The sequence below is a fragment of the Aquimarina hainanensis genome, assembly GCF_042684685.1.
GTDB lineage: Bacteria > Bacteroidota > Bacteroidia > Flavobacteriales > Flavobacteriaceae > Aquimarina > Aquimarina hainanensis.
The window spans coordinates 244,998-265,112 of record NZ_JBHULX010000001.1; the positions used below are offsets into that span (position 1 = coordinate 244,998).

General features: G+C 35.1%; 20 protein-coding genes and 1 riboswitch. Of the genes, 18 read left to right on the forward strand and 2 right to left on the reverse strand.

All coding sequences use genetic code 11. The features are described from left to right. The first annotated feature begins 53 nt into the window (after window positions 1-53). From ACFSTE_RS01105 to ACFSTE_RS01120, 4 genes are all read left to right on the forward strand, one after another. On the forward strand, window positions 54-527 hold the full coding sequence (locus tag ACFSTE_RS01105; protein ID WP_176027977.1) for a DUF4199 domain-containing protein: 474 nt from the start codon (window positions 54-56) through the stop codon (window positions 525-527). Window positions 528-624: 97 nt separating this feature from the next. Further along, the gene (gene rplU, locus ACFSTE_RS01110; RefSeq protein WP_176027976.1) at window positions 625-1,260 is read left to right on the forward strand and encodes a 50S ribosomal protein L21; all 636 of its coding nucleotides are present in this window, start codon (window positions 625-627) and stop codon (window positions 1,258-1,260) included. A 34-nt stretch (window positions 1,261-1,294) separates the two neighbouring features. Continuing rightward, window positions 1,295-1,555, forward strand: a complete 261-nt coding sequence (rpmA, locus tag ACFSTE_RS01115; RefSeq protein ID WP_176027975.1) for a 50S ribosomal protein L27 — start codon at window positions 1,295-1,297, stop codon at window positions 1,553-1,555. 310 nt (window positions 1,556-1,865) lie between these two features. Beyond that, a complete protein-coding gene (locus tag ACFSTE_RS01120) occupies window positions 1,866-2,447 on the forward strand; it encodes a DUF3332 domain-containing protein (RefSeq protein WP_176027974.1) in 582 nt (193 codons plus the stop codon). Between the two features lie 113 nt (window positions 2,448-2,560). Here the strand turns inward: ACFSTE_RS01120 and ahcY are convergent, their stop codons facing one another. Further along, a complete protein-coding gene (ahcY, locus tag ACFSTE_RS01125; protein ID WP_378258025.1) occupies window positions 2,561-3,877 on the reverse strand; it encodes an adenosylhomocysteinase in 1,317 nt (438 codons plus the stop codon). 137 nt (window positions 3,878-4,014) lie between these two features. Between ahcY and ACFSTE_RS01130 the strand changes: the two genes are divergently transcribed. The 7 genes from ACFSTE_RS01130 (at window position 4,015) to ACFSTE_RS01160 (ending at window position 9,812) form a co-directional block, all read left to right on the forward strand. Continuing rightward, window positions 4,015-4,647 (forward strand): 4'-phosphopantetheinyl transferase family protein, encoded by a 633-nt coding sequence (locus ACFSTE_RS01130; protein WP_378258027.1) that lies wholly within the window; start codon window positions 4,015-4,017, stop codon window positions 4,645-4,647. A gap of 31 nt (window positions 4,648-4,678) precedes the next feature. Further along, on the forward strand, window positions 4,679-4,939 hold the full coding sequence (locus tag ACFSTE_RS01135) for a YkoF family thiamine/hydroxymethylpyrimidine-binding protein (RefSeq protein ID WP_176027971.1): 261 nt from the start codon (window positions 4,679-4,681) through the stop codon (window positions 4,937-4,939). Next, window positions 4,923-5,555 carry a nicotinamide riboside transporter PnuC gene (gene pnuC, locus ACFSTE_RS01140; protein ID WP_176027970.1) on the forward strand — a complete coding sequence of 211 codons (633 nt, stop codon included), beginning with the start codon at window positions 4,923-4,925 and terminating at the stop codon, window positions 5,553-5,555. Before ACFSTE_RS01135 ends, pnuC begins: the two co-directional genes overlap by 17 nt. After that, the gene (locus ACFSTE_RS01145) at window positions 5,516-6,085 is read left to right on the forward strand and encodes an AAA family ATPase (RefSeq protein ID WP_378258029.1); all 570 of its coding nucleotides are present in this window, start codon (window positions 5,516-5,518) and stop codon (window positions 6,083-6,085) included. Before pnuC ends, ACFSTE_RS01145 begins: the two co-directional genes overlap by 40 nt. Continuing rightward, window positions 6,082-7,647, forward strand: a complete 1,566-nt coding sequence (locus tag ACFSTE_RS01150) for a DUF4301 family protein (protein WP_378258031.1) — start codon at window positions 6,082-6,084, stop codon at window positions 7,645-7,647. Before ACFSTE_RS01145 ends, ACFSTE_RS01150 begins: the two co-directional genes overlap by 4 nt. 226 nt (window positions 7,648-7,873) lie before the next feature. Then, window positions 7,874-8,233: a hypothetical protein gene (locus ACFSTE_RS01155; RefSeq protein ID WP_176027967.1), complete on the forward strand. Its 360-nt coding sequence runs from the start codon at window positions 7,874-7,876 to the stop codon at window positions 8,231-8,233. A 226-nt stretch (window positions 8,234-8,459) separates the two neighbouring features. Then, on the forward strand, window positions 8,460-9,812 hold the full coding sequence (locus tag ACFSTE_RS01160) for a sigma-54-dependent transcriptional regulator (RefSeq protein WP_176027966.1): 1,353 nt from the start codon (window positions 8,460-8,462) through the stop codon (window positions 9,810-9,812). Here ACFSTE_RS01160 and ACFSTE_RS01165 read toward each other — a convergent pair. Continuing rightward, entirely contained in the window at window positions 9,809-12,232 is a 2,424-nt protein-coding gene (locus ACFSTE_RS01165) for an ATP-binding protein (protein WP_378258035.1), read from the reverse strand. The genes ACFSTE_RS01160 and ACFSTE_RS01165 overlap by 4 nt on opposite strands. Before the next feature lie 345 nt (window positions 12,233-12,577). On the opposite strand from ACFSTE_RS01165, the gene ACFSTE_RS01170 reads away from it, so the two are divergent. The 7 genes from ACFSTE_RS01170 (at window position 12,578) to ACFSTE_RS01200 (ending at window position 20,110) form a co-directional block, all read left to right on the forward strand. After that, window positions 12,578-14,764 carry a TonB-dependent receptor gene (locus ACFSTE_RS01170; RefSeq protein WP_378258039.1) on the forward strand — a complete coding sequence of 729 codons (2,187 nt, stop codon included), beginning with the start codon at window positions 12,578-12,580 and terminating at the stop codon, window positions 14,762-14,764. A 115-nt stretch (window positions 14,765-14,879) separates the two neighbouring features. Further along, window positions 14,880-14,988, forward strand: a riboswitch (TPP riboswitch). 91 nt (window positions 14,989-15,079) lie between these two features. Beyond that, the gene (gene thiS, locus ACFSTE_RS01175; protein WP_176027963.1) at window positions 15,080-15,280 is read left to right on the forward strand and encodes a sulfur carrier protein ThiS; all 201 of its coding nucleotides are present in this window, start codon (window positions 15,080-15,082) and stop codon (window positions 15,278-15,280) included. A 138-nt stretch (window positions 15,281-15,418) separates the two neighbouring features. Continuing rightward, on the forward strand, window positions 15,419-17,278 hold the full coding sequence (thiC, locus tag ACFSTE_RS01180) for a phosphomethylpyrimidine synthase ThiC (protein WP_176027962.1): 1,860 nt from the start codon (window positions 15,419-15,421) through the stop codon (window positions 17,276-17,278). Window positions 17,279-17,317: 39 nt separating this feature from the next. Then, entirely contained in the window at window positions 17,318-17,941 is a 624-nt protein-coding gene (locus ACFSTE_RS01185; RefSeq protein WP_378297918.1) for a thiamine phosphate synthase, read from the forward strand. 19 nt (window positions 17,942-17,960) lie between these two features. Continuing rightward, window positions 17,961-18,713: a hydroxymethylpyrimidine/phosphomethylpyrimidine kinase gene (locus tag ACFSTE_RS01190; RefSeq protein ID WP_176027960.1), complete on the forward strand. Its 753-nt coding sequence runs from the start codon at window positions 17,961-17,963 to the stop codon at window positions 18,711-18,713. Then, entirely contained in the window at window positions 18,706-19,332 is a 627-nt protein-coding gene (locus ACFSTE_RS01195) for a thiamine phosphate synthase (RefSeq protein ID WP_378258044.1), read from the forward strand. The genes ACFSTE_RS01190 and ACFSTE_RS01195 overlap by 8 nt, the downstream gene beginning before the upstream one ends. Before the next feature lie 4 nt (window positions 19,333-19,336). Next, window positions 19,337-20,110, forward strand: coding sequence for a thiazole synthase (locus ACFSTE_RS01200; RefSeq protein WP_176027958.1), 774 nt, complete (start codon window positions 19,337-19,339; stop codon window positions 20,108-20,110). Window positions 20,111-20,115 lie beyond the last annotated feature (5 nt).

Below are 20,115 nucleotides of genomic sequence, written 5' to 3' on the forward strand. Positions count from 1 at the left end.
AGTCTATTGTGATTTTTTTGTATCTTTAAAGGGAACTTAAAAACAAAGTAATCATGAAAAAAATGGCGATTTCTATTAGATATGGAATTTTGATTGCTCTGGGGCTTATTATTTATTTTTTAACCTTGTCTTTATTTGGAGTTCAGACCAATCCAATATATAGTTTGGGAAATGGAATTATTGTAGGTTTCGGATTGTATCAGTCAATGAAAGTGTATAAGCTATATAAAGGAAGCTCTTATGATTATCAAAAAGGATTCATGGGAGGGATTTTTACAGGATTTAACGCTACCTTGATATTTACGGTATTTTTTGCGGTATATGTAACTAATATTAATGATAGTTTTTTACCAGAAATGTTATCGGGTTGGGATACCAGATATCATATAGGTGTGGGGACCGTTGTTTTTGTAGCGGCTGTTATGGGCTTTGCAACTACCACAGTATTAACGCTGTCATTTATGCAGCTCTTTAAAGAAAGTTGGAATATAAAACACTCGATTCCATCTTCATCAATAAAAGCATAAAATAAATATTTGTCAGTTAATTAATTAGCGTTATATTTGCACCTGCCTTTTTGGAAGGCATTATTTTTTATAGTTATAATTAATTAAACGTTACGCTATGTACGCAATTGTAGAGATAGCAGGGCAACAATTTAAAGTTGTTAAAGACCAAAAAGTTTTTGTACATCGTTTACCAGGAGAAGAAGGAGATAAAGTATCTTTCGATAAAGTTCTTCTTACGGCTGATGGTGATGCAGTTTCTTTAGGCGCCCCGGTTATAGAAGGAGCTCAGGTAGGAGCAAAAATTACAAGACATCTTAAAGGTGATAAAGTAATTGTTTTCAAAAAGAAAAGACGTAAAGGTTACCGTGTGAAGAATGGTCACCGTCAGGCGCTTACAGAAATTGTGATTGAAAGTATTGCAACTTCAGGGGCTAAAAAAGCAGCGCCAAAGAAAGCAGCAACACCAAAAAAAGCGGCTCCTAAAAAAGCAGCAAAAGGTGATGATTTAAAGAAAATCGAAGGAATAGGTCCAAAGATTGCTGAATTATTTAATAATGCAGGAATTGTAACTTTTGCTGACCTAGCAGGAACAGAAGTAGAAAAACTAAAAGAAATTTTAGTAGCAGCGGGATCTCGTTATGCTTCTAAAGTACCTGACACTTGGCCAAAGCAAGCTGGATTAGCTGCTGAAGGAAAGTGGGATGAATTAAAAGAATTGCAAGACAGATTAGACGGCGGGATAGAAAAGTAATCCTGTTTATTATTAACCATAAAACCTAAAGAAAATGGCTCATAAAAAAGGAGTTGGTAGTTCGAAGAACGGTAGAGAATCAGAATCGAAACGCTTGGGTGTAAAGATATTCGGAGGTCAAGCTGCCGTAGCTGGTAACATCATTGTAAGACAAAGAGGTACAGCGCACAAACCAGGAGAAAATGTATACGCTGGTAAAGATCATACATTACACGCTAAAGTTGATGGTGTTGTAAAGTTTACAAAAAAGAGAGATAATAAGTCATATGTTTCTATAGTGCCTTTTGAGGCATAAGCAATAAGAAAATATCTTATTTATATATAATAAAATTCCCTTTCGGTATATCCGAAAGGGAATTTTATTTTTTGGGGAATTGATAGATGAAAAGGCTTACGTTGTTTTTGCAGTATAGATGAGAGAAGTTCTTGCTGATTGAGGCAATAAAACCAGGAAGAAAACTGTTTTTCTATAAGATATTTAAAAAGAAAAAAATAGCTTGATAAAATCACAAGGTTTGTTATCGAAGAAGTAATTTTTAAGAGTACTTTTTTTATATATCCTGTGAAAGTCACTATTTTTAAATAAAATTTAAAGCCTTTTAATTATGCGAAAATTAACAGTATGCACATTGCTATCAGCTTCAATCTTGTTTTCTAGTTGTTTAGGATCCTTTAGTGCTTTTAATCAATTGAGAGATTGGAATGACGGTCTTACGGATAATAAGTTTATGGATAACTTAATATTTTGGGCGTTGAACATCGTTCCTGTGTATGGGCTCTTTTTTATTGGAGATGTGATTATTTTTAATGTTGTCGAGTTTTGGAGTGGATCCAATCCGATTGCAATGAATGAAGGAGAAACAGAAGTGCAGTATGTAGAAAAAGATGGGAATAAGTTTAAGATGGTTGCTACGAAAAACAGATTACAGGTAGAAGTGGTAGAAGGAAAACGAAAAGGAGATAAGTTGGATATGGTGTATAGTCCTTCAAAGAAGTCCTGGAGTGCTATAAAACCTAATGGAGAAGTAATTAAATTATCTTCTTTTGAAGAAGGGTTCTATGTAGTGCATTTGCCTAATGGAGAAAAAGTTAAGATAGATCCAATGGCTTCTAAAAATGAAGGATTGGCATTGTTAGACGGAAAGATTGCTTCGTATGAAAACTGCCTGCTGGCAGAAGCAAATTAATAAAATACAGTAGTCAGGGGTGTAATCATATGATTGCATTTTTGCAACACTTTATTCTAATAAAAAAAGCTCTATATTTTAGTATAGAGCTTTTTTTAATAGTTTGTTTTAGATTAGTATCTGTAGTATTCAGGTTTAAAAGGACCTTCTACAGTTACTCCTATGTATTCAGCTTGTTCTGGACGAAGTGTCTCCAATTCAGCTCCAAGACGTGCTAGGTGCAGTTTAGCTACTTTCTCGTCAAGATGCTTAGGAAGCATATATACTTCGTTTTTGTATTTATCAGAATTGTTCCACAGCTCTATCTGAGCTAATGTTTGGTTGGTAAATGAATTACTCATTACGAAGCTTGGATGCCCGGTTGCACACCCTAGGTTAACAAGGCGTCCTTCTGCAAGAATGATAATGTCTTTACCGTCTATGGTATACTTATCTACTTGTGGTTTGATCTCATCCTTGGTGTTTCCGTAATTGTTATTTAACCAAGCCATGTCAATTTCGTTATCAAAATGCCCAATATTACAAACAATCGCTTTGTCTTTTAAAGCTTTGAAGTGATGCCCCTGGACAATATCTTTATTTCCTGTAGTTGTAATAACTACGTCTGCATTGCCTATGATGGTTTCTAATTTTTTTACTTCGAACCCATCCATGGCTGCCTGTAGTGCACAGATAGGATCAATTTCTGTTACAGTTACAATAGACCCTGCACCTCTGAAAGAAGCAGCAGTTCCCTTTCCTACATCTCCATATCCGCAAACTACTACTCGTTTTCCTGCAAGCATGGTGTCAGTTGCTCTTCTGATCGCGTCAACTGCGCTTTCTCTACATCCGTATTTGTTATCGAATTTAGATTTGGTCACAGAATCATTAACGTTTATGGCAGGCATAGGTAATGTTCCGTTTTTCATTCTTTCATATAAGCGATGAACTCCGGTAGTCGTCTCTTCAGAAAGCCCTTTAATAGCATCAACTAATTCAGGGTATTTGTCTAAAACCATGTTGGTAAGGTCTCCTCCGTCATCAAGAATCATGTTAAGCGGTTCTCTTTTTTCTCCGAAGAAAAGTGTTTGTTCAATACACCAGTCAAATTCTTCTTCATTCATTCCTTTCCAAGCATAAACAGGGATTCCTGCTTCAGCAATTGCAGCTGCTGCATGATCCTGAGTAGAAAAAATGTTACATGAACTCCAGGTAACATCTGCTCCCAAAGCTACAAGAGTTTCAATAAGAACAGCTGTTTGGATGGTCATATGAAGACATCCTGCTATTCTCGCACCCTCTAATGGCTTGGTGTCCTTATACTCTTCTCTAAGGGACATTAAACCAGGCATTTCAGCTTCCGCCAACTCTATTTCTTTTCTTCCCCATGCAGCAAGAGAAATGTCTTTTACTTTGTAAGGTACATAAGGTGTTATTTTTGTACTCATAAGTGTTTATTTTGGTTTTATAGTGCGTTTATTTCTAGTATTTCGCTCCAATTTATTCTAAATTCGTTCCCGGAAATACAGCGTCAATTGCTGCGATTTCCGGATAGCAAAGGTACATAATAACTTTAAGAAAATATATGCCTCTTTACAAAACTATAACAGTAAATAATCACACTAAAGTGTTGATTTGGAAGATTGATGAATCGTTTGATTTTTTAAGTAAAGATGTTGTGTTGACTCCTCATTGTCAGCAGAGAGTAGATGATATGAAATCGGATATTCATAGAAGAGGTTTTATGAGTATTCGGCACTTACTCGCAGTGGTAGGGTATACGGATTTTGATTTGTATTATGATGCATCAGGAAAACCAAATTTGAAAGATGGAAAACAAATTTCTATTACGCATTCTTTTGAGTTTTCAGGAATCATTATTAGTGATAAGCCGGTAGGGATTGATATAGAAAAACAACGTGATAAAATACAGCGAATCGCTCGTAAATTTATAAACTATGAAAGTTCTTTTGTGGAGCAGCAGCTGTATAAAACCAGAGTGTTAACGGTAATTTGGGGGGCAAAAGAATCGCTGTATAAACTATATGCAACACCAGGATTGAGTTTTGAGCAACATATACAGGTAGCTCCGTTTGATTTTGATGCATATGCTACAGTAGGAAAGATAGCTTATAAAGGGGAGGAGAGTGATTATACAGTTCGGTATTTAGAGTTTGAAGGATTTACCTGTGTGTTTACCTTACCCTTAGAAGAATAGGGATATTTTTAGTGAAAAAAATAAAATACAGATGCAGATTTCAGTAGAATTGACATTATCTCCTCTTCAAGAGGATTATGAAAAACATATAATCACTTTTATAAAACGCCTGAGACAATCAAAGTTTGAGGTGATAGAGACCCCCTTAAGTACACAAGTATACGGAGATTATGATGAGGTAATGAAGTTCTTGTCTCAGGAAATTAAGAAGTCTTTTGAAGCGATGGAGCAGGTATTGATACATATGAAATTAGTAAAAAGCAATAGAAGTAACTATGAGCCAGATTTTTGATTTCTTTTTGAATGCATATTCTGAGACTCCTACTTCTTTTATAGTGTTAGAAGCGATTGCTTTTGTGTTTGGGATTCTAAGCGTTTTTTATGCAAAGAAAGTTCATATCTGGGTATATCCGACAGGATTATTAGCTACAGTTATATCAGTCTATCTTCTCTATAAGGCAGCATATTTTGGAGATATGATGATGAATTTTTATTACTCTATAATGAGTCTATATGGTTGGTGGAACTGGTCCAGAAAAAATAACAACAGCCCTGTTGTTCCTGTTTCCAGAACAAATCTCAAGGAAAAACTAGTTGGATTTTTTATGTTTTCTATAACAATGTTTGTAACTTATATGGTATATGCTTTAACTGGGGTAGCGATACAGGGAGAAAATTGGATTGATATATTTACTTCCGGTGTGTTCTTTACAGCAATGTGGTATATGGCGAATAAAAAAATAGAAAATTGGACACTATGGATTTTTGCAGATATAATTACAGTTCCTTTATATGCTTATAGAGGTTTGGGGATGTTATCTTTGCAATATTTAATCTTTACAGTAATAGCGATTTTAGGGTATTTAGCATGGAAGAAAAGCTTAGACAAGAACAAGGAGATTGTGTGAAAATTGTTTTATTTGGTCCGGAATCAACAGGGAAGACAACATTGTCTAAACAATTAGCCTCTCACTATGAGGTAGCTTGGGTACCAGAATATGCTAGAGAATATCTTCAGAAAAAATGGGATACCTCAAAAGAAATATGCGCTTATGCAGATTTGCTCCCTATAGCAGAAGGGCAAATGCAATTAGAAAATGAAGCGGTAAGACGAGGAGGTAAACTTGTAATATGTGATACAGATTTGTTAGTAACTAAAGTGTATTCAGAGGCTTATTTTGATGGGAAAGTAGCGGATGTGCTTGATAAATTTGCTATTGAAAATGAATATGATTTATATTTGCTGACATATATAGATACACCTTGGACTCCAGATGACTTACGAGACAAACCCCACGAAAGAGAGCAAATGTTTCTCCGTTTTAAAGAGGCTCTGGAAAAATACAAGCGTCCATATGTGGTCTTAAAAGGAGATAAAATACCTCGTTTTAAGCAAGCCGTTAAAATAATTGATGAACTAATTAAAGGAAAGACGTGAATATTTCGGATAAGGATATTAAGCTAATTAATCAAAGGGGGTTAACAGTAGAAAAAGTACTTTCTCAAATAGAGACATTCAAAAAGGAGATTCCTTTTGTAGCATTAAGGGATTCAGCAACAATTGGAAATGGAATTATTCAGGTAGCAGATCACCATCAATCAGAACTGATAAAGTTATATGAGTCTCGTATTGCTAATCTGGATACGATTAAGTTTGTTCCCGCTTCAGGAGCAGCAACTCGTATGTTTAAAGAATTGTTTAAGTTCTTGGATAATTATGAATATGAGAAAGAAAGTTTGAATGCCTACACTAATTATGAAAAAGCAAATGCAATTCGTCTTTTTTTAATTGGTTTGGAGAAATTTCCTTTTTACCGGGTGGTTATGAGAAAAGTCAGAAGCTCTTATCCTAATTTTGAATCCTTGTCAGAAGGAAAACAATTGTATGTATTTGTAGAAATGATGCTCAAAGAAAAAGGGCTGAATTATGGTGCTTTTCCCAAGGGACTTTTTCCGTTTCACAATTATTCAGAGGATGCATCTACTGCTTTTGAAGAGCATTTATATGAAGCAGCAGGATATAATTGTAATAAAGAGGCATTGTCTAGAGTGCATTTTACAATCTCTAAAGAGCACCTGACAGCTTTTAAAGGGGAATTTAAAAGAATAGAAAAGAAAGTACAGGAAAAAACAGAAACGCGTTTTGAAATTTCATACTCATTCCAAAAACCTGAAACAGATACAGTTGCGGTAACAGAAAAAAATGAGCCTTTTAGAACAGAAGAAGGAGAAATACTGTTCAGACCAGGAGGGCATGGGGCTTTGATAGAAAACCTCAACGATATAGAGGCGGATATTATTTATATTAAAAACATAGATAATGTAGTAGTGAGAAAGTATCAGGATGAGGTGTCAAAGTACAAAAAAATTCTCGCAGGGAAATTAATTGAAATACAGGATGAGGTATTCAGGATAATGAATGCTTTGGATAAAGAAACCCCTTCTGAGGCAGAGTTAAAAGATATAAAAAAATTCCTGGTACAACAGTTAAACGTAAGATTACCATTGGATTTTGATAAATTTTCTGAAAAATATAAACTGGAGTTTTTAAGGACTTCTCTTAACAGACCTATTCGTGTATGTGGTATGGTGATTAATGAAGGAGAACCTGGAGGAGGACCTTTCTGGGTTAAAAATGAAAGAGGAAGGTTAGTGCTACAGATTATAGAAGCACCTCAGATCGATAAAAATGATAAGAGACAACAAGATATCTTAAAAACAGCAACGCATTTTAATCCGGTGGATTTGGTATGTGGAGTGCGAAACTATAAGGGAGAAAAATTCAACTTGACGGACTTTGTAGATCCTGAAACTGGATTTATATCAAAAAAGTCATTAAATGGAAAAACACTGAAAGCTTTGGAGTTACCAGGACTGTGGAATGGAGCAATGTCTAACTGGATTAGCGTGTTTGTAGAAGTGCCATTAACTACGTTTAATCCAGTAAAAACAGTAAATGATTTACTGAAATCTGCTCATCAAACAAAATTATTTTCCTGAAAAAAATAGATGCTTCTGAAATACTAAAAAACTCCGATATAAACATCGGAGTTTTTTAGTGTGTAAAATTTCCACATTTTTATGTGGAATCTACATATTTGTTTTTCGTTGGTGATAATCTTTTTAGATGTAATTAATTGAAAAACAGTAATTTATGATTTTTTTTCTTTTTCTGTTTTTTTGGAATAATTATTCCTATTTCTATAGTGTATTAAAGTTAAATCTAATGAAAAAGATAGCAATGATAATAGCAGTTGTAATAAGTGTCATCTCGGCACAGGGAATTTCAGCGCAGCAGGATTTAGCAATGAATGGAATTTATGAAGAGTTGAATAGTTTTAATAATGAATTGGAAAAGTTAAATCATTTATTAGAACAAAATGAATATACAGAAATTGAGATAGCAGAATTACCCGTTGCAATAGTAGATGCTGTTGTAAGAGATTATGTCGATTTACATATTTATGGGGCATTTTTCTCAAAAGACAATACCTATAAGGTAATCCTAAAAGGAGATAAAAATAAAACCAAAACTCTTTTTGCAAGTGCAAAAGGACAATGGATAAAGCCAGACAACGAATCTTAAATCTAGGGGTAGAAAAGGATATCGTTCCATTAGTGTCATAGTGAACGATATAAAGTTGTTTAGTGCTATAAAAAGAGACTCAATCCCAGGAGTCTCTTTTTTTGATTAATATATAATAACATACGACTTTTAATGTTTAACTTTAGGGGGAGATATAATAAGTACATTTATAGAGAACTTTATATTTGTATGATTAAGAAGAATGAAGAAGAATTAATTAAACAATATGTCTAAGATACTGATCGTAGAAGATGATGTCGCATTTTGTACAATGCTTAAGACGTTTTTGCAAAAGAATGATTACGAGGTAAGTACTGCATTTTCAGGAAGTCAAGCAGTGTTACAAATACAAAATGATACTTTTGATGTGGTGTTAACAGATGTAAGATTACCGGATAAAGATGGAATTGCTCTTTTATCTGATATTCTAAACAAAAATAACGATACTCAGGTGATCATTATGACGGGGTATGCTGAAATTAATATGGCCGTTAATGCCATTAAGCAGGGAGCATTTGATTATGTGTCCAAACCATTTAATCCAGATGCGATTCTTCAGGTGATAAAAAAAGCGTTAGAATCAGGAGAGTCCAAAGAAGAAATTACTCAGAAGCCAAAAAAGAATACAATTGATGTTTCTAGAAAAACGCCCAGCTCTTTTGTAAGAGGGGTTAGTGATGCTTCTAAGAAATTAGGGGATTATATTGCATTGGTTGCTCCAACAAGAATGTCTGTTTTGGTGATTGGCGATAGCGGTACGGGAAAAGAATATGTAGCGAGTAGCATTCATAAAGCAAGTAAAAGAGCTGAAAAACCATTTGTGGCAGTCGATTGTGGAGCTATTCCCAGAGAGATTGCATCCAGTGAATTTTTTGGTCATATAAAGGGTTCTTTTACCGGAGCGGTAAACGATAAAGTAGGTCATTTCGAAGCAGCGAATGGAGGAACATTGTTTTTAGATGAAATAGGGAATCTCAGTTATGAATTACAGGTACAGTTGTTAAGGGCACTACAGGAGAGGAAAATTAAACCTGTAGGGAGTAATAAAGAAATAGAAGTAGATATAAGAGTCGTAGCAGCAACGAATGAAGATCTCAGTCAGGCAGTAAAAGATGGAGACTTTAGAGAAGATTTATATCATAGGTTAAATGAATTTTCTATAAAAGTACCTCCTCTAAAAGATAGAGTAGAAGACTTGATTTTATTCGCTAACCATTTTCTGGAGGAATCTAATGTAGAATTAGATAAACAGGTTGTTGGTTTTTCAGAAGAAGTAATAGAAGCTTTTAAAAAATACGATTGGCCAGGAAACCTTAGGGAGCTAAAAAATATTATTCGCAGATCAGTATTGCTTTCTCAGGAAGGGATGATTTCACTAACAGTATTACCAAATGATATTGCTTATGCTTCCCATACAAGGAAACAGACATATGGATTGTTTAAAAATCAGAATGAGCAAGAACTTATTCTCGATGCTTTGGAAAAAACAAATGGGAACAAGGCAAAAGCAGCTCGTTTATTGTCAATCGACAGAAAGACATTGTATAATAAGCTAAAACAATATGATATAAGTCTTTAAGAGGTTACTTTTAGGTTTTCGATAAGTTTTTTAATTTTATGCATGGCAGTAGATGCCAGAGAAAGCATTGAGGTGTTTGTAGCATCCATATGTTCCAGTTCTTCGAGCATAGGAATTATTTCTTTAGCCTTTATTTGTTTGAACATTGGCAGTATTTTATGAGCTATTTTTTTGATCTGATCTTTGTCTTCTTTTTCAATAAGCGATTTTAGACTATTCATATTCTCAATGGTACTTTCATAAAATGTATCCAGAATAGCATGTAGGGAATCGGTGTCTCCATGAGCAAATAACATTAAATCTTCTAGAGAATATTGTTCGTTTTTTGAAACAAGGAGTTTGTTTTGGGAGGTGGGTAATGGTTCTTTTGTATTAATATTAAGGGTCTCCGCAATTAATTTAGTCAGTTCTTTAGGAGCATATGGTTTTCGTAAGTTTGCAGAAAAACCAGCATCCTTATATTCTGTGACAGAAGTATTGATCCTTCCTGATAAGGCAATAACAGGGATGTCCTTGTACTGATCCATTTTTTTTAAAGCATCAAGCAATTCGAAACCGTCCATTTTTGGCATTTGAATATCAGTTAATATTAAATCATACCTGTTTTCCCTGATCATGGATAGTGCTTTAATAGCATTGTCGCAAGAATCATAGGATAAGCCTGCCATAGAAACTACTTCACTGGTTAATGCTAGTTGACTACTCTCATCATCTACAATCAAGACTTTTTTATCAACAAAATCTAATATATCATTTGTGGCGTCATTCTCTTCGGGAATAATAAAATTAGAATCTTTGATAGGAATAGAAATGGTAAACTCACTTCCTGCATCAGGATCACTTTTTAAAGATATTGCCCCATTTAATAAGGATATTATTTTTTTGGATATAGCAAGCCCAAGACCAAAACCTCCATATTTTTTATCAGTATCATCCTCTCCCTGAGTGAATTCGTCAAATATATATCTTTGCTGTTTTTTTGAGATACCAATTCCGGTGTCCTTTACTTTAATGATCAGTTTTTTGTCAGAGATATCAGATTCGTCTATTTCGCTTTGGATAGTAATAGATCCTTCAAAAGTAAATTTATAAGCGTTACTTATGAGATTCGTGAGAACTTGTTTTATTCTGAAAGGATCGCTGAGATATTGCCTGTTTAGAGCATCAGTAGAAATTACCTTTATTTCGATGTCTTTTTTGCTATTAACCGGGATGGCATTAGAGATGGTGTTTTCGATGATTTTTTTTGGAACAAAAGGAAGCTCCTCAATAATCATCTTTCCAGCATCTAGTTTGGATAAATCCAAAAGATCATTAACCAGGTGTAAGATGTAATCAGAGGATTTTTTTAGATAATCCAGATAGTGCTTTTGCTTAGCATTTAAATGTGTTTTCTCTAATAGGTCAGAATATCCAATAACAGTGTTTAAAGGAGATCTCAAATCATGAGTAACCGTATTGATCAGAGATTCTCTCATTTTCAGAAGAGATTCTGTATATGCTTTTTCTGCCTCTAAGTCATTCCTGTACTTTTGACTTCTGGAAACATCTTTGATAATCATGAATAGAAAAAGAATTGTGATAAGCAAACTGATAGAGGAAATAAGAATAATTGTATTTGTCGTTTTATCCAAAACCTCATTAGAGGCTTTTAGACGAGAGTAATATTGGTTTCTTTCATTTAATTCGATAGTGGCAAGAAGTCCTCTAAGTTGTTGTGTAATAATTTGATCATTTTCTAATAATGTATTTTCTTTTTCCAGAATTTCTTTTTCGTGCTTTTTGTCTCTTTTTTCCAGTTCAGCAAGTACATGTTTCACCTTTGCAGCCAGAGAGTCAACAGTTTGATTGGTTAGTCGCTTAGCATTATCTTGCTTAGTTAGTTTGATAACGTTTACAATAGTTTTTCTGAATTCCGGAGTCAGGTTTTTAAAGCGTTCGTCATAGTTGGGATCACCAAAAGATTCATTCGCTTTTTTCAGTTCGTCAATAGCAGTTTCGTATAACCCTTTTTCATTTTGCTGTTTGTGAAGCAGCATTAAATCTTCCAGGTTTTTATTTTTACTGTCTACCAGATATCTGATGCTGTCAATTTTTTTTATTTGAATAGAGTCCCCGGATATTTTACTGACATTATCGATGGTTTTAAGAATAGAGTCGATTTTAGCCTTGTAGTTTTCCAGTTTTTCCAGGTCAGAGGTTTGTATAATAGTACGGGTAAGACTTTCTGCTTCATATAGGTCAGTCAAAGCAGAACTAACCATAAAAAGCTTTTCGTTATTTTCGTTCTTAATATCGGTGATTTTTGTGTAGTTGCTCACCTGGTGATTAATAACCCAAAAAGCAACAATGGCAAGGGCAGTAAGGATAATATACCCTACAATAATCTTTAATGTTACAGAAGTTTTCGACTTACTCATATGACTATATAACTCAGAATGAAAGAAAGCATTGTTCTAATTGAATAAAGTTATTATAAATCACCAAAACCTACTACTTTTGCACTTAGAATTTCGAGAGGGGTGCTGATTTGAATTAAAAACTTAGAGTCGGCTGAGAAGATACCCAATGAACCTGAGCAGGTAATGCTGCTAAGGGAGGAAGCATACTATTTTTATGTCTTTATACAGGAACTCTTCCTGATGGTTATGCCTCAAAAGCGGATTGTAAGGAGGTTCTGCAGCATCGTACTCTTGTTTTTTTATGAAAGAAATGTTCAAAGTAAAGAAGAACATGGTTTTTAGTAATTATGAAAAAATAAAGAGATGTCAAATAAAGTATATGGTATCATATGTATGTTGTTTTCTGTAGTAGGAATAGCACAAGAAAAAGTACAAGATTCTATAAAAAAAGAACCAGAAAAACTAGATGAGGTTTTAGTAAAAGCAGTTCGTGTAGAGGCAGATGCACCTATCACCTATTCTAATGTCAGTAAGGAAGAACTGTCAGGAAGAAACTTAGGGCAGGATATCCCGATATTATTAAATTATCTTCCGGGAGTAGTAACCACTTCTGATGCAGGAGCAGGGGTAGGGTATACAGGAATACGAGTGCGAGGTAGTGATGCTACCAGGGTTAATGTAACCCTGAATGGAATTCCTTTTAATGATTCAGAAAGTCAAGGGACTTTTTGGGTGAATTTACCTGATTTTGCCTCTTCAGTAGAAAATCTGCAATTGCAAAGAGGAGTAGGGACATCAACTAATGGTTCCGGAGCGTTTGGGGCAAGCCTGAATCTTTTAACAGATGCTGTTTCGGAAAAAGGATATGGAGAAATAACAAACTCATTCGGTTCTTTTGGCACTAGAAAACATACATTGAAATATAGTACTGGGCTTTTGGATAATAAGGTAGAGTTTTCGGGAAGGCTTTCGGCAATTGCTTCTGATGGATATATTGATCGGGCAGCTTCGGATTTGAAATCATATTTTTTGCAAGGGGCGTATATTACAGATGAGACGTTGATTAAAGCAATTGCTTTTGGAGGTCATGAAATTACATATCAATCCTGGAATGGAGTTGATGAAAAAACATTAATAGATAACAGAACGTTTAATTCTGCTGGTCAGTATGAAGATGAAAATGGAAATATTCGATTTTATGATAATGAAGTAGATAATTATAAGCAAGATCATTATCAATTGCATTGGAATCAAAAATTTGATAATTACTGGTCGTCTAATATAGGGCTGAATTATACTTATGGAAGAGGGTATTTTGAACAGTATAAAGAAGATGAGGATTTTGAAGATTATGATTTTACGCCTATTAATATAGGGGGAGAGATTATTAATACCACGGATCTGATCAGACGAAGATGGCTGAAAAATGATTTTTATGTGATTAATGCCAATGTAAATTATAAAAAAGAAAATCTGGATATTAAAGCAGGAGGTTTCTTTAGTCATTATGATGGAGACCATTTTGGAGAAGTTATTTGGGCTCAATATGCAGGCGGGTCGGAAATAAGAGACCATTATTACTCTGGTAATGGAAGAAAAAATGAATTTACTGTTTTTGGAAAAACAACCTACAAAGTCAATGAAAAATGGAGTGCATTCCTGGATCTTCAGGGGCGATTCGTAACTTATAAAACAACTGGACTTACCTCTGACAGGGTTGCGTTACAGGTTGATGAAACATATGATTTTTTTAACCCTAAAATAGGAACAACCTATACGATTGATAAACAGAACCATCTATATGCTTCCTATGCTATAGCCCATAGAGAACCGAGAAGAGACGATTTTGAGAATGGAATCAATACGGCAGAAAAATTACAGGATGTAGAAGTTGGCTGGCGATTATTCTCTGATAAATTAGTATTGAATACCAATGCATATTTTATGTGGTATAAAGATCAATTAGTACTAACAGGAGCTATTGATGATGTAGGGGAGCCTATCAGAGCAACAAGTGGAGAAAGCTATCGATTAGGGATAGAAGTAGATGCACAGGTAGTGATATTAAAGGATAAGCTTTTAGTTAGACCTAATATAGCTTTGAGCGACAATAAAAACAAAGATTTTATCAAAACAGAAGGCGATGCATTAGTTTCTCTTGGAGATACTCATATTTCTTTTTCTCCTCAGATTATTGCAGGAAATGTGATTGAATACCATCCGGTTGAAAACATGACAATTGGTTTTTTATCTAAGTATGTAGGCGAGCAATATATGGGAAACATTGACAGTAAAAAATCAAAGTTAGACGATTTTTTTGTCAACGACCTGAATATCGTTTATGAAATTACAGATTTTTCAGTGTTTAAAAGTGTTGTACTTAGTGGAGTGGTGAATAATATTTTTGATCATAAATATGAATCTAATGGATATTTTTATACCTATCAAGATGATTTTAGTACTCCAGGAACAATAACAACTGAAGAAGGGGTAGGGTATTATCCTCAGGCAGGAATTAATTTTTTGTTAGGGGCAACACTAAAATTTTAAAACAGTCTAACACGAAATGCATGCTTACGGTAGTGTAACCTTGCAGTTGGTATTAAGAATTGATCTAAAAAGCGAATAAAAATTGCTTTTTAGATCAGTTTGATTACTTTTACAACATAAACTTTAGGGGTGTCCTTATTTTTTGTAATGAAAGTGAGGTCTGAGAAATACCCTTTGAACCTGATGCGGCTAATCCCGTCGAAGGGAAAAGTTATTATCGATTTTTTTCGGTAGTATTTCTTCAATGGATGTAACGATATTGTATTCAATTATGTAGTTACAGTACCTAGAGTTTATGGCAATATAGCTAAGAACATGACCATAAACGTTAATAATCAACAACAAAAAATAGAAGAAAACAGCTCTGTACAGACGTTGTTACAGTTACTTCAGTTATCCTCTCAGGGAATTGCAGTTGCGATTAATAATACAATTGTACCAAAAACAGATTGGGAAACTCTTTTGTTCAAAGAAGGAGATAATGTTATTATTATTCAAGCGACACAGGGAGGATAAATAGAAGGAACTGTCTCAGACGAAGCCTGTGAGGGGTTCGTTTGAAACAAATTTTTAATTGAGAGGCTTGCCTCGGAGCATGAATCTCACCAAGTGAGTAAAGTAATAGCTCAAAATAAATCGTTAAAATACGTTACCATGAAGAAAAAAGATACAGCACCTCAGGAAAATGTAATTTCTACTACCCCGTTTCCTGCATCGAAAAAGATCTATGTTCCGGGAGAAATTCATCCTAATATAAAGGTTGCTATGCGTGAAATTACCTTGAGTGATACTGTTGATAGTTTCACAGGAAAGAAAACACCAAATCAGCCTGTTACGGTATATGATACCAGTGGACCATATACAGATCCTTCAAAAAAAATAAATGTACACGAAGGAATAGAGCGTATTAGAGAAGAATGGATTATGAGTAGAGGTGATGTGGAAGAACTAGATGGTTTTTCTTCTACATATTGTAATGAACGGTTAAATGATAAAAGTCTGGATCACCTTCGATTCAATCATATTCAAAAACCGAAAAGAGCCAAAAAAGGTAAAAATGTCTCTCAGATGTATTATGCTAAACAAGGAATTATTACTCCAGAAATGGAGTATGTAGCAATACGAGAGAATCAAAAACTTCAGGAGGCGAAACGATTGTCTGTACAGCATCCGGGACATGATTTTGGAGCTAGTATTCCCGATGTTATTACTCCTGAATTTGTGAGAGAAGAAGTTGCCAGAGGAAGAGCTGTAATTCCATCTAATATTAATCATCCAGAAAGTGAACCAATGATTTTGGGAAGAAACTTTTTGGTAAAGATTAACGCCAATATAGGAAACTCTGCTACTACCTCTTGTATTGAAGAAGAAGTAGAAAAAGCTGTTTGGGCATGTAGATGGGGAGCTGATAATATCATGGATTTATCTACAGGTAAGAACATACATGAAACCAGAGAGTGGATTATTCGTAACTCTCCAGTGCCAATAGGAACTGTTCCTATCTATCAGGCATTAGAAAAAGTAAATGGAAAAGCGGAAGATCTCACCTGGGAAATCTTTAGAGACACATTGATAGAACAGGCGGAACAGGGGGTTGATTACTTTACAATTCATGCTGGGGTTCGTTTGGCATATGTGCCGATGACAGCAAAACGAATTACAGGAATCGTATCCAGAGGAGGATCAATCATGGCTAAATGGTGTTTAGCACATCATAAAGAAAGCTTTTTATATACGCATTTTGAAGAAATTTGTGAGATATTGAAATCCTATGATGTGGCATTTTCTCTTGGAGATGGACTCCGTCCAGGATGTATTGCTGATGCTAATGATGAAGCACAATTCGCAGAATTAGAAACACTGGGAGAATTAACCAAGATTGCATGGAAGCACGATGTGCAGACATTTATCGAAGGACCAGGGCATGTACCTATGCATATGATTAAAGCAAATATGGATAAGCAGCTGGAAGCCTGTGGAGAAGCACCTTTTTATACATTAGGTCCATTGACAACAGATATAGCCCCTGGGTATGATCATATTACTTCGGGAATCGGAGCTGCTATGATTGGGTGGTATGGAACCGCTATGTTATGTTATGTAACTCCAAAAGAACACTTAGGTCTTCCTAATAAAGATGATGTACGAACAGGAGTAATAACCTATAAACTGGCAGCACATGCTGCGGATTTAGCAAAAGGACATCCAGGAGCGCAACATCGAGACGACGCACTTAGTAAGGCGCGATTTGAATTTAGATGGGAGGATCAGTTTAATCTTTCTTTAGATCCAGAATTAGCAAGAGAATATCATGATGAGACGCTGCCGGCAGAAGGAGCAAAAATTGCTCATTTCTGTAGTATGTGTGGACCAAAATTCTGCTCGATGAAGATTTCTCAGGAGGTCAGAGATTATGCTGCTAAGAAAGAAATTGAAGAGAAATCAGCTCTGAAAATTGGATTGGAAGAAAAAGCGGAAGAGTTTAAGGAAAAAGGGAGCGAAGTATACTTATAATATTAATTGAGGGTACAAGTCATTTTGTACCCTCAGATAATGATTTTAAATAATATACGCATGGTGATCGTTCTTACCTCAGAAAAAAATGTTTCAGAAGAAGCTAATGTTATCAATAGTTTGTTTGCTAATGGATTGCAAGTATTACACTTGAGAAAGCCTGAGTTTTCCAAAGAAAGATATAGGGAATTGCTAGATCAGATCGAGAAGCCATTTCACAATCGGATAATGCTGCATTACTTTCATGATTTATGCAAAGAATATAAGCTTAGAGGAGTGCATATTCAAGAAAAACCTCGTATAGACTTGGGCGCAAAATTAGAAAAATATGTGCAGTCATATATAGAAAAAGGATATCGCGTAAGCAGCTCTTTTCATCTTCCTGAAGCTATTGAAGCTTGTCCAGTCTCATTTGATTATGTATTACTGAGTCCTGTTTTTAGTTCGATATCCAAGCAAGGATATGAAGGAAGAGGATTTGATGTAACCCAAAGTTCAAAAAAAATTATTGGAATGGGAGGGATTAATAAGGAAACAATACGAGCCACATGTGATTTAGGGTATAAAGGTGTTGGCATTTTGGGAGGAGTGTGGAATACTACTGATCCATTGACTAGCTTTATAGAAATCCAACAAGCATACGAAGCAGTAACGAAAAAATAGGAGTAATAGTTCTTTTGAAATGAGAAATAGACCGTATGTAATAACAATAGCAGGTTTTGATCCTTCGGGGGGTGCAGGTTTGGTTGCGGATAGTAAAACATTCGATCATTTAAAATGTTATGGACTAGCGGTATGTACAGCAAATACAATACAAGACGATAAGTGTTTTAAATGCTGTCATTGGATAGAAAAACAGGTAATTAAACGGCAACTGCAAACCTTGTTAGAGCGTTTTGATATCGAGGTTGTAAAAATTGGGATTATAGAAGATTGGGAATTACTACATGAGATTATAGATGTACTGACAGTGTATAATGATAGAATAAAGATTGTAGTAGATCCTGTATTGAGATCCAGTACCAATTTTGATTTCAAAAAACAAGAAGAGCAAATAGAAGTATTTAATGCTGTTTTGAAAAAAATAACATTGATTACTCCTAATTATGACGAAATAGAAGCTTTATTTCCAGAAAAAGATATTGAAGAAACAATAGCATATATCAGCGGGAGAACCGGTTTGTTGTTAAAAGGAGGTCATCGTTTAGAAGCTATAGGAAAAGACGAATTATACCTGCCATCAGGAGAGGTATTTACCTATAATCCAAAAGGAAAAAACCATTCAGAGAAACACGGAAGTGGCTGTGTGTTATCGTCTGCTATAGCAGCTTATTTGGCAAGAGGATTTTCACTTCACAAAGCAGTCTATAGAGGAAAAAGATATACAGAGAAAGTATTGCAATCAAATAAAAGTTTATTAGGATACCATGGATAGAGTGTATTACATATCTCAGGGGAAAACTCCGGAAGAACATCTCGAAAACATAAAAAATGTTTGTAAGGGAGGCTGCAAATGGATACAACTGAGAATGAAAAATGTAGACACAGTTGTCTACTTACAAACAGCATTACGATGTAGAGAAATTTGCGATGATTATGAGGTTATTATGATTGTAAATGACAATGTAGATGTGGCAAAGGCAGCTCAAGCGGATGGAATCCATCTGGGGCTGAATGATGTAAGTCCCGAAGAAGCAAGAAAAGTGCTGGGAGCTAATTTTATTATCGGAGGAACAGCAAATACTTTCGACGACTGCAAAATGCATATAGACAATGGAGTCGATTATATTGGTTTGGGACCATACAGGTATACCAGTACAAAGGAAAACTTAAGTCCTGTATTAGGGATAGAAGGATATAAAGAAATTTTATCTGAAGTTAGAAACTATAAAGCCTCGGTTCCTGTCGTAGCTATAGGAGGTATAAAAGAAGAGGATGTAGGAGCATTACTAGAGACAAAAGTTTCAGGAGTGGCGGTGTCCGGAATGTTGACAGCTACAATGGATATAGAAGAAAAAATAAAAAATATAAACACACTGGCGGTTAGTAGATAAAGATATGGATAGGTTAAAAATAGCAGATAAGGAGTTTTCTTCTCGATTATTTACAGGAACAGGTAAGTTTAGTTCTTCTTTACTGATGAAAGAAGCCTTACTGCAATCAGAAAGTGAGTTGATCACAGTAGCGTTGAAGCGTGTAGATGTACATGATGATGAAGATGATTTATTAACCCATTTACAGCATCCTCGCATTAATTTATTGCCCAATACATCTGGAGTTAGAGATGCGAAAGAAGCTGTCTTTGCAGCGAAACTGGCAAGAGAAGCTCTGGAAACGAATTGGGTTAAGTTAGAGATTCATCCTGATCCTAAGTATTTGTTGCCGGACCCGATTGAGACTTTAAAGGCAGCAGAAGAATTGGTAAGAGAAGGTTTTGTGGTAATGCCTTATATTCATGCAGACCCGGTTTTGTGTAAACGGTTAGAAGAGGTGGGCGTACAATGCGTAATGCCTTTAGGAGCACCGATCGGAAGTAACAAAGGGTTAAAAACAATAGAGTTTCTGGAGATTATAATTGACCAAAGCAATGTTCCGGTAGTCGTTGATGCTGGGATTGGAAGCCCTTCTCATGCTGCATATGCAATGGAGATCGGTGCAGATGCTGTATTGGTTAATACAGCAATTGCAGTTTCCCAGAATCCAGTACATATGGCCGAAGCATTTCGAAAAGCAGTAGAGGCAGGTCGAATGGCATATAATGCAAAACTAGCTCCTGTGCGATCACATGCGGAAGCAAGTAGTCCTTTGACAAGTTTCCTGTCTGAAAATTAATAAAA

What these genes read in the sequence shown, in the direction of transcription:
- ACFSTE_RS01105 (WP_176027977.1), top strand. Translation starts at nt 54, where the DNA reads ATGAAAAAAATGGCGATTTCTATTAGATATGGAATTTTGATTGCTCTG.
- rplU (WP_176027976.1), top strand. Translation starts at nt 625, where the DNA reads ATGTACGCAATTGTAGAGATAGCAGGGCAACAATTTAAAGTTGTTAAA.
- rpmA (WP_176027975.1), top strand. Translation starts at nt 1,295, where the DNA reads ATGGCTCATAAAAAAGGAGTTGGTAGTTCGAAGAACGGTAGAGAATCA.
- ACFSTE_RS01120 (WP_176027974.1), top strand. Translation starts at nt 1,866, where the DNA reads ATGCGAAAATTAACAGTATGCACATTGCTATCAGCTTCAATCTTGTTT.
- ahcY (WP_378258025.1), bottom strand. Translation starts at nt 3,877, where the DNA reads ATGAGTACAAAAATAACACCTTATGTACCTTACAAAGTAAAAGACATT.
- ACFSTE_RS01130 (WP_378258027.1), top strand. Translation starts at nt 4,015, where the DNA reads ATGCCTCTTTACAAAACTATAACAGTAAATAATCACACTAAAGTGTTG.
- ACFSTE_RS01135 (WP_176027971.1), top strand. Translation starts at nt 4,679, where the DNA reads ATGCAGATTTCAGTAGAATTGACATTATCTCCTCTTCAAGAGGATTAT.
- pnuC (WP_176027970.1), top strand. Translation starts at nt 4,923, where the DNA reads ATGAGCCAGATTTTTGATTTCTTTTTGAATGCATATTCTGAGACTCCT.
- ACFSTE_RS01145 (WP_378258029.1), top strand. Translation starts at nt 5,516, where the DNA reads ATGGAAGAAAAGCTTAGACAAGAACAAGGAGATTGTGTGAAAATTGTT.
- ACFSTE_RS01155 (WP_176027967.1), top strand. Translation starts at nt 7,874, where the DNA reads ATGAAAAAGATAGCAATGATAATAGCAGTTGTAATAAGTGTCATCTCG.
- ACFSTE_RS01160 (WP_176027966.1), top strand. Translation starts at nt 8,460, where the DNA reads ATGTCTAAGATACTGATCGTAGAAGATGATGTCGCATTTTGTACAATG.
- ACFSTE_RS01165 (WP_378258035.1), bottom strand. Translation starts at nt 12,232, where the DNA reads ATGAGTAAGTCGAAAACTTCTGTAACATTAAAGATTATTGTAGGGTAT.
- ACFSTE_RS01170 (WP_378258039.1), top strand. Translation starts at nt 12,578, where the DNA reads ATGTCAAATAAAGTATATGGTATCATATGTATGTTGTTTTCTGTAGTA.
- thiS (WP_176027963.1), top strand. Translation starts at nt 15,080, where the DNA reads ATGACCATAAACGTTAATAATCAACAACAAAAAATAGAAGAAAACAGC.
- thiC (WP_176027962.1), top strand. Translation starts at nt 15,419, where the DNA reads ATGAAGAAAAAAGATACAGCACCTCAGGAAAATGTAATTTCTACTACC.
- ACFSTE_RS01185 (WP_378297918.1), top strand. Translation starts at nt 17,318, where the DNA reads ATGATTTTAAATAATATACGCATGGTGATCGTTCTTACCTCAGAAAAA.
- ACFSTE_RS01190 (WP_176027960.1), top strand. Translation starts at nt 17,961, where the DNA reads ATGAGAAATAGACCGTATGTAATAACAATAGCAGGTTTTGATCCTTCG.
- ACFSTE_RS01195 (WP_378258044.1), top strand. Translation starts at nt 18,706, where the DNA reads ATGGATAGAGTGTATTACATATCTCAGGGGAAAACTCCGGAAGAACAT.
- ACFSTE_RS01200 (WP_176027958.1), top strand. Translation starts at nt 19,337, where the DNA reads ATGGATAGGTTAAAAATAGCAGATAAGGAGTTTTCTTCTCGATTATTT.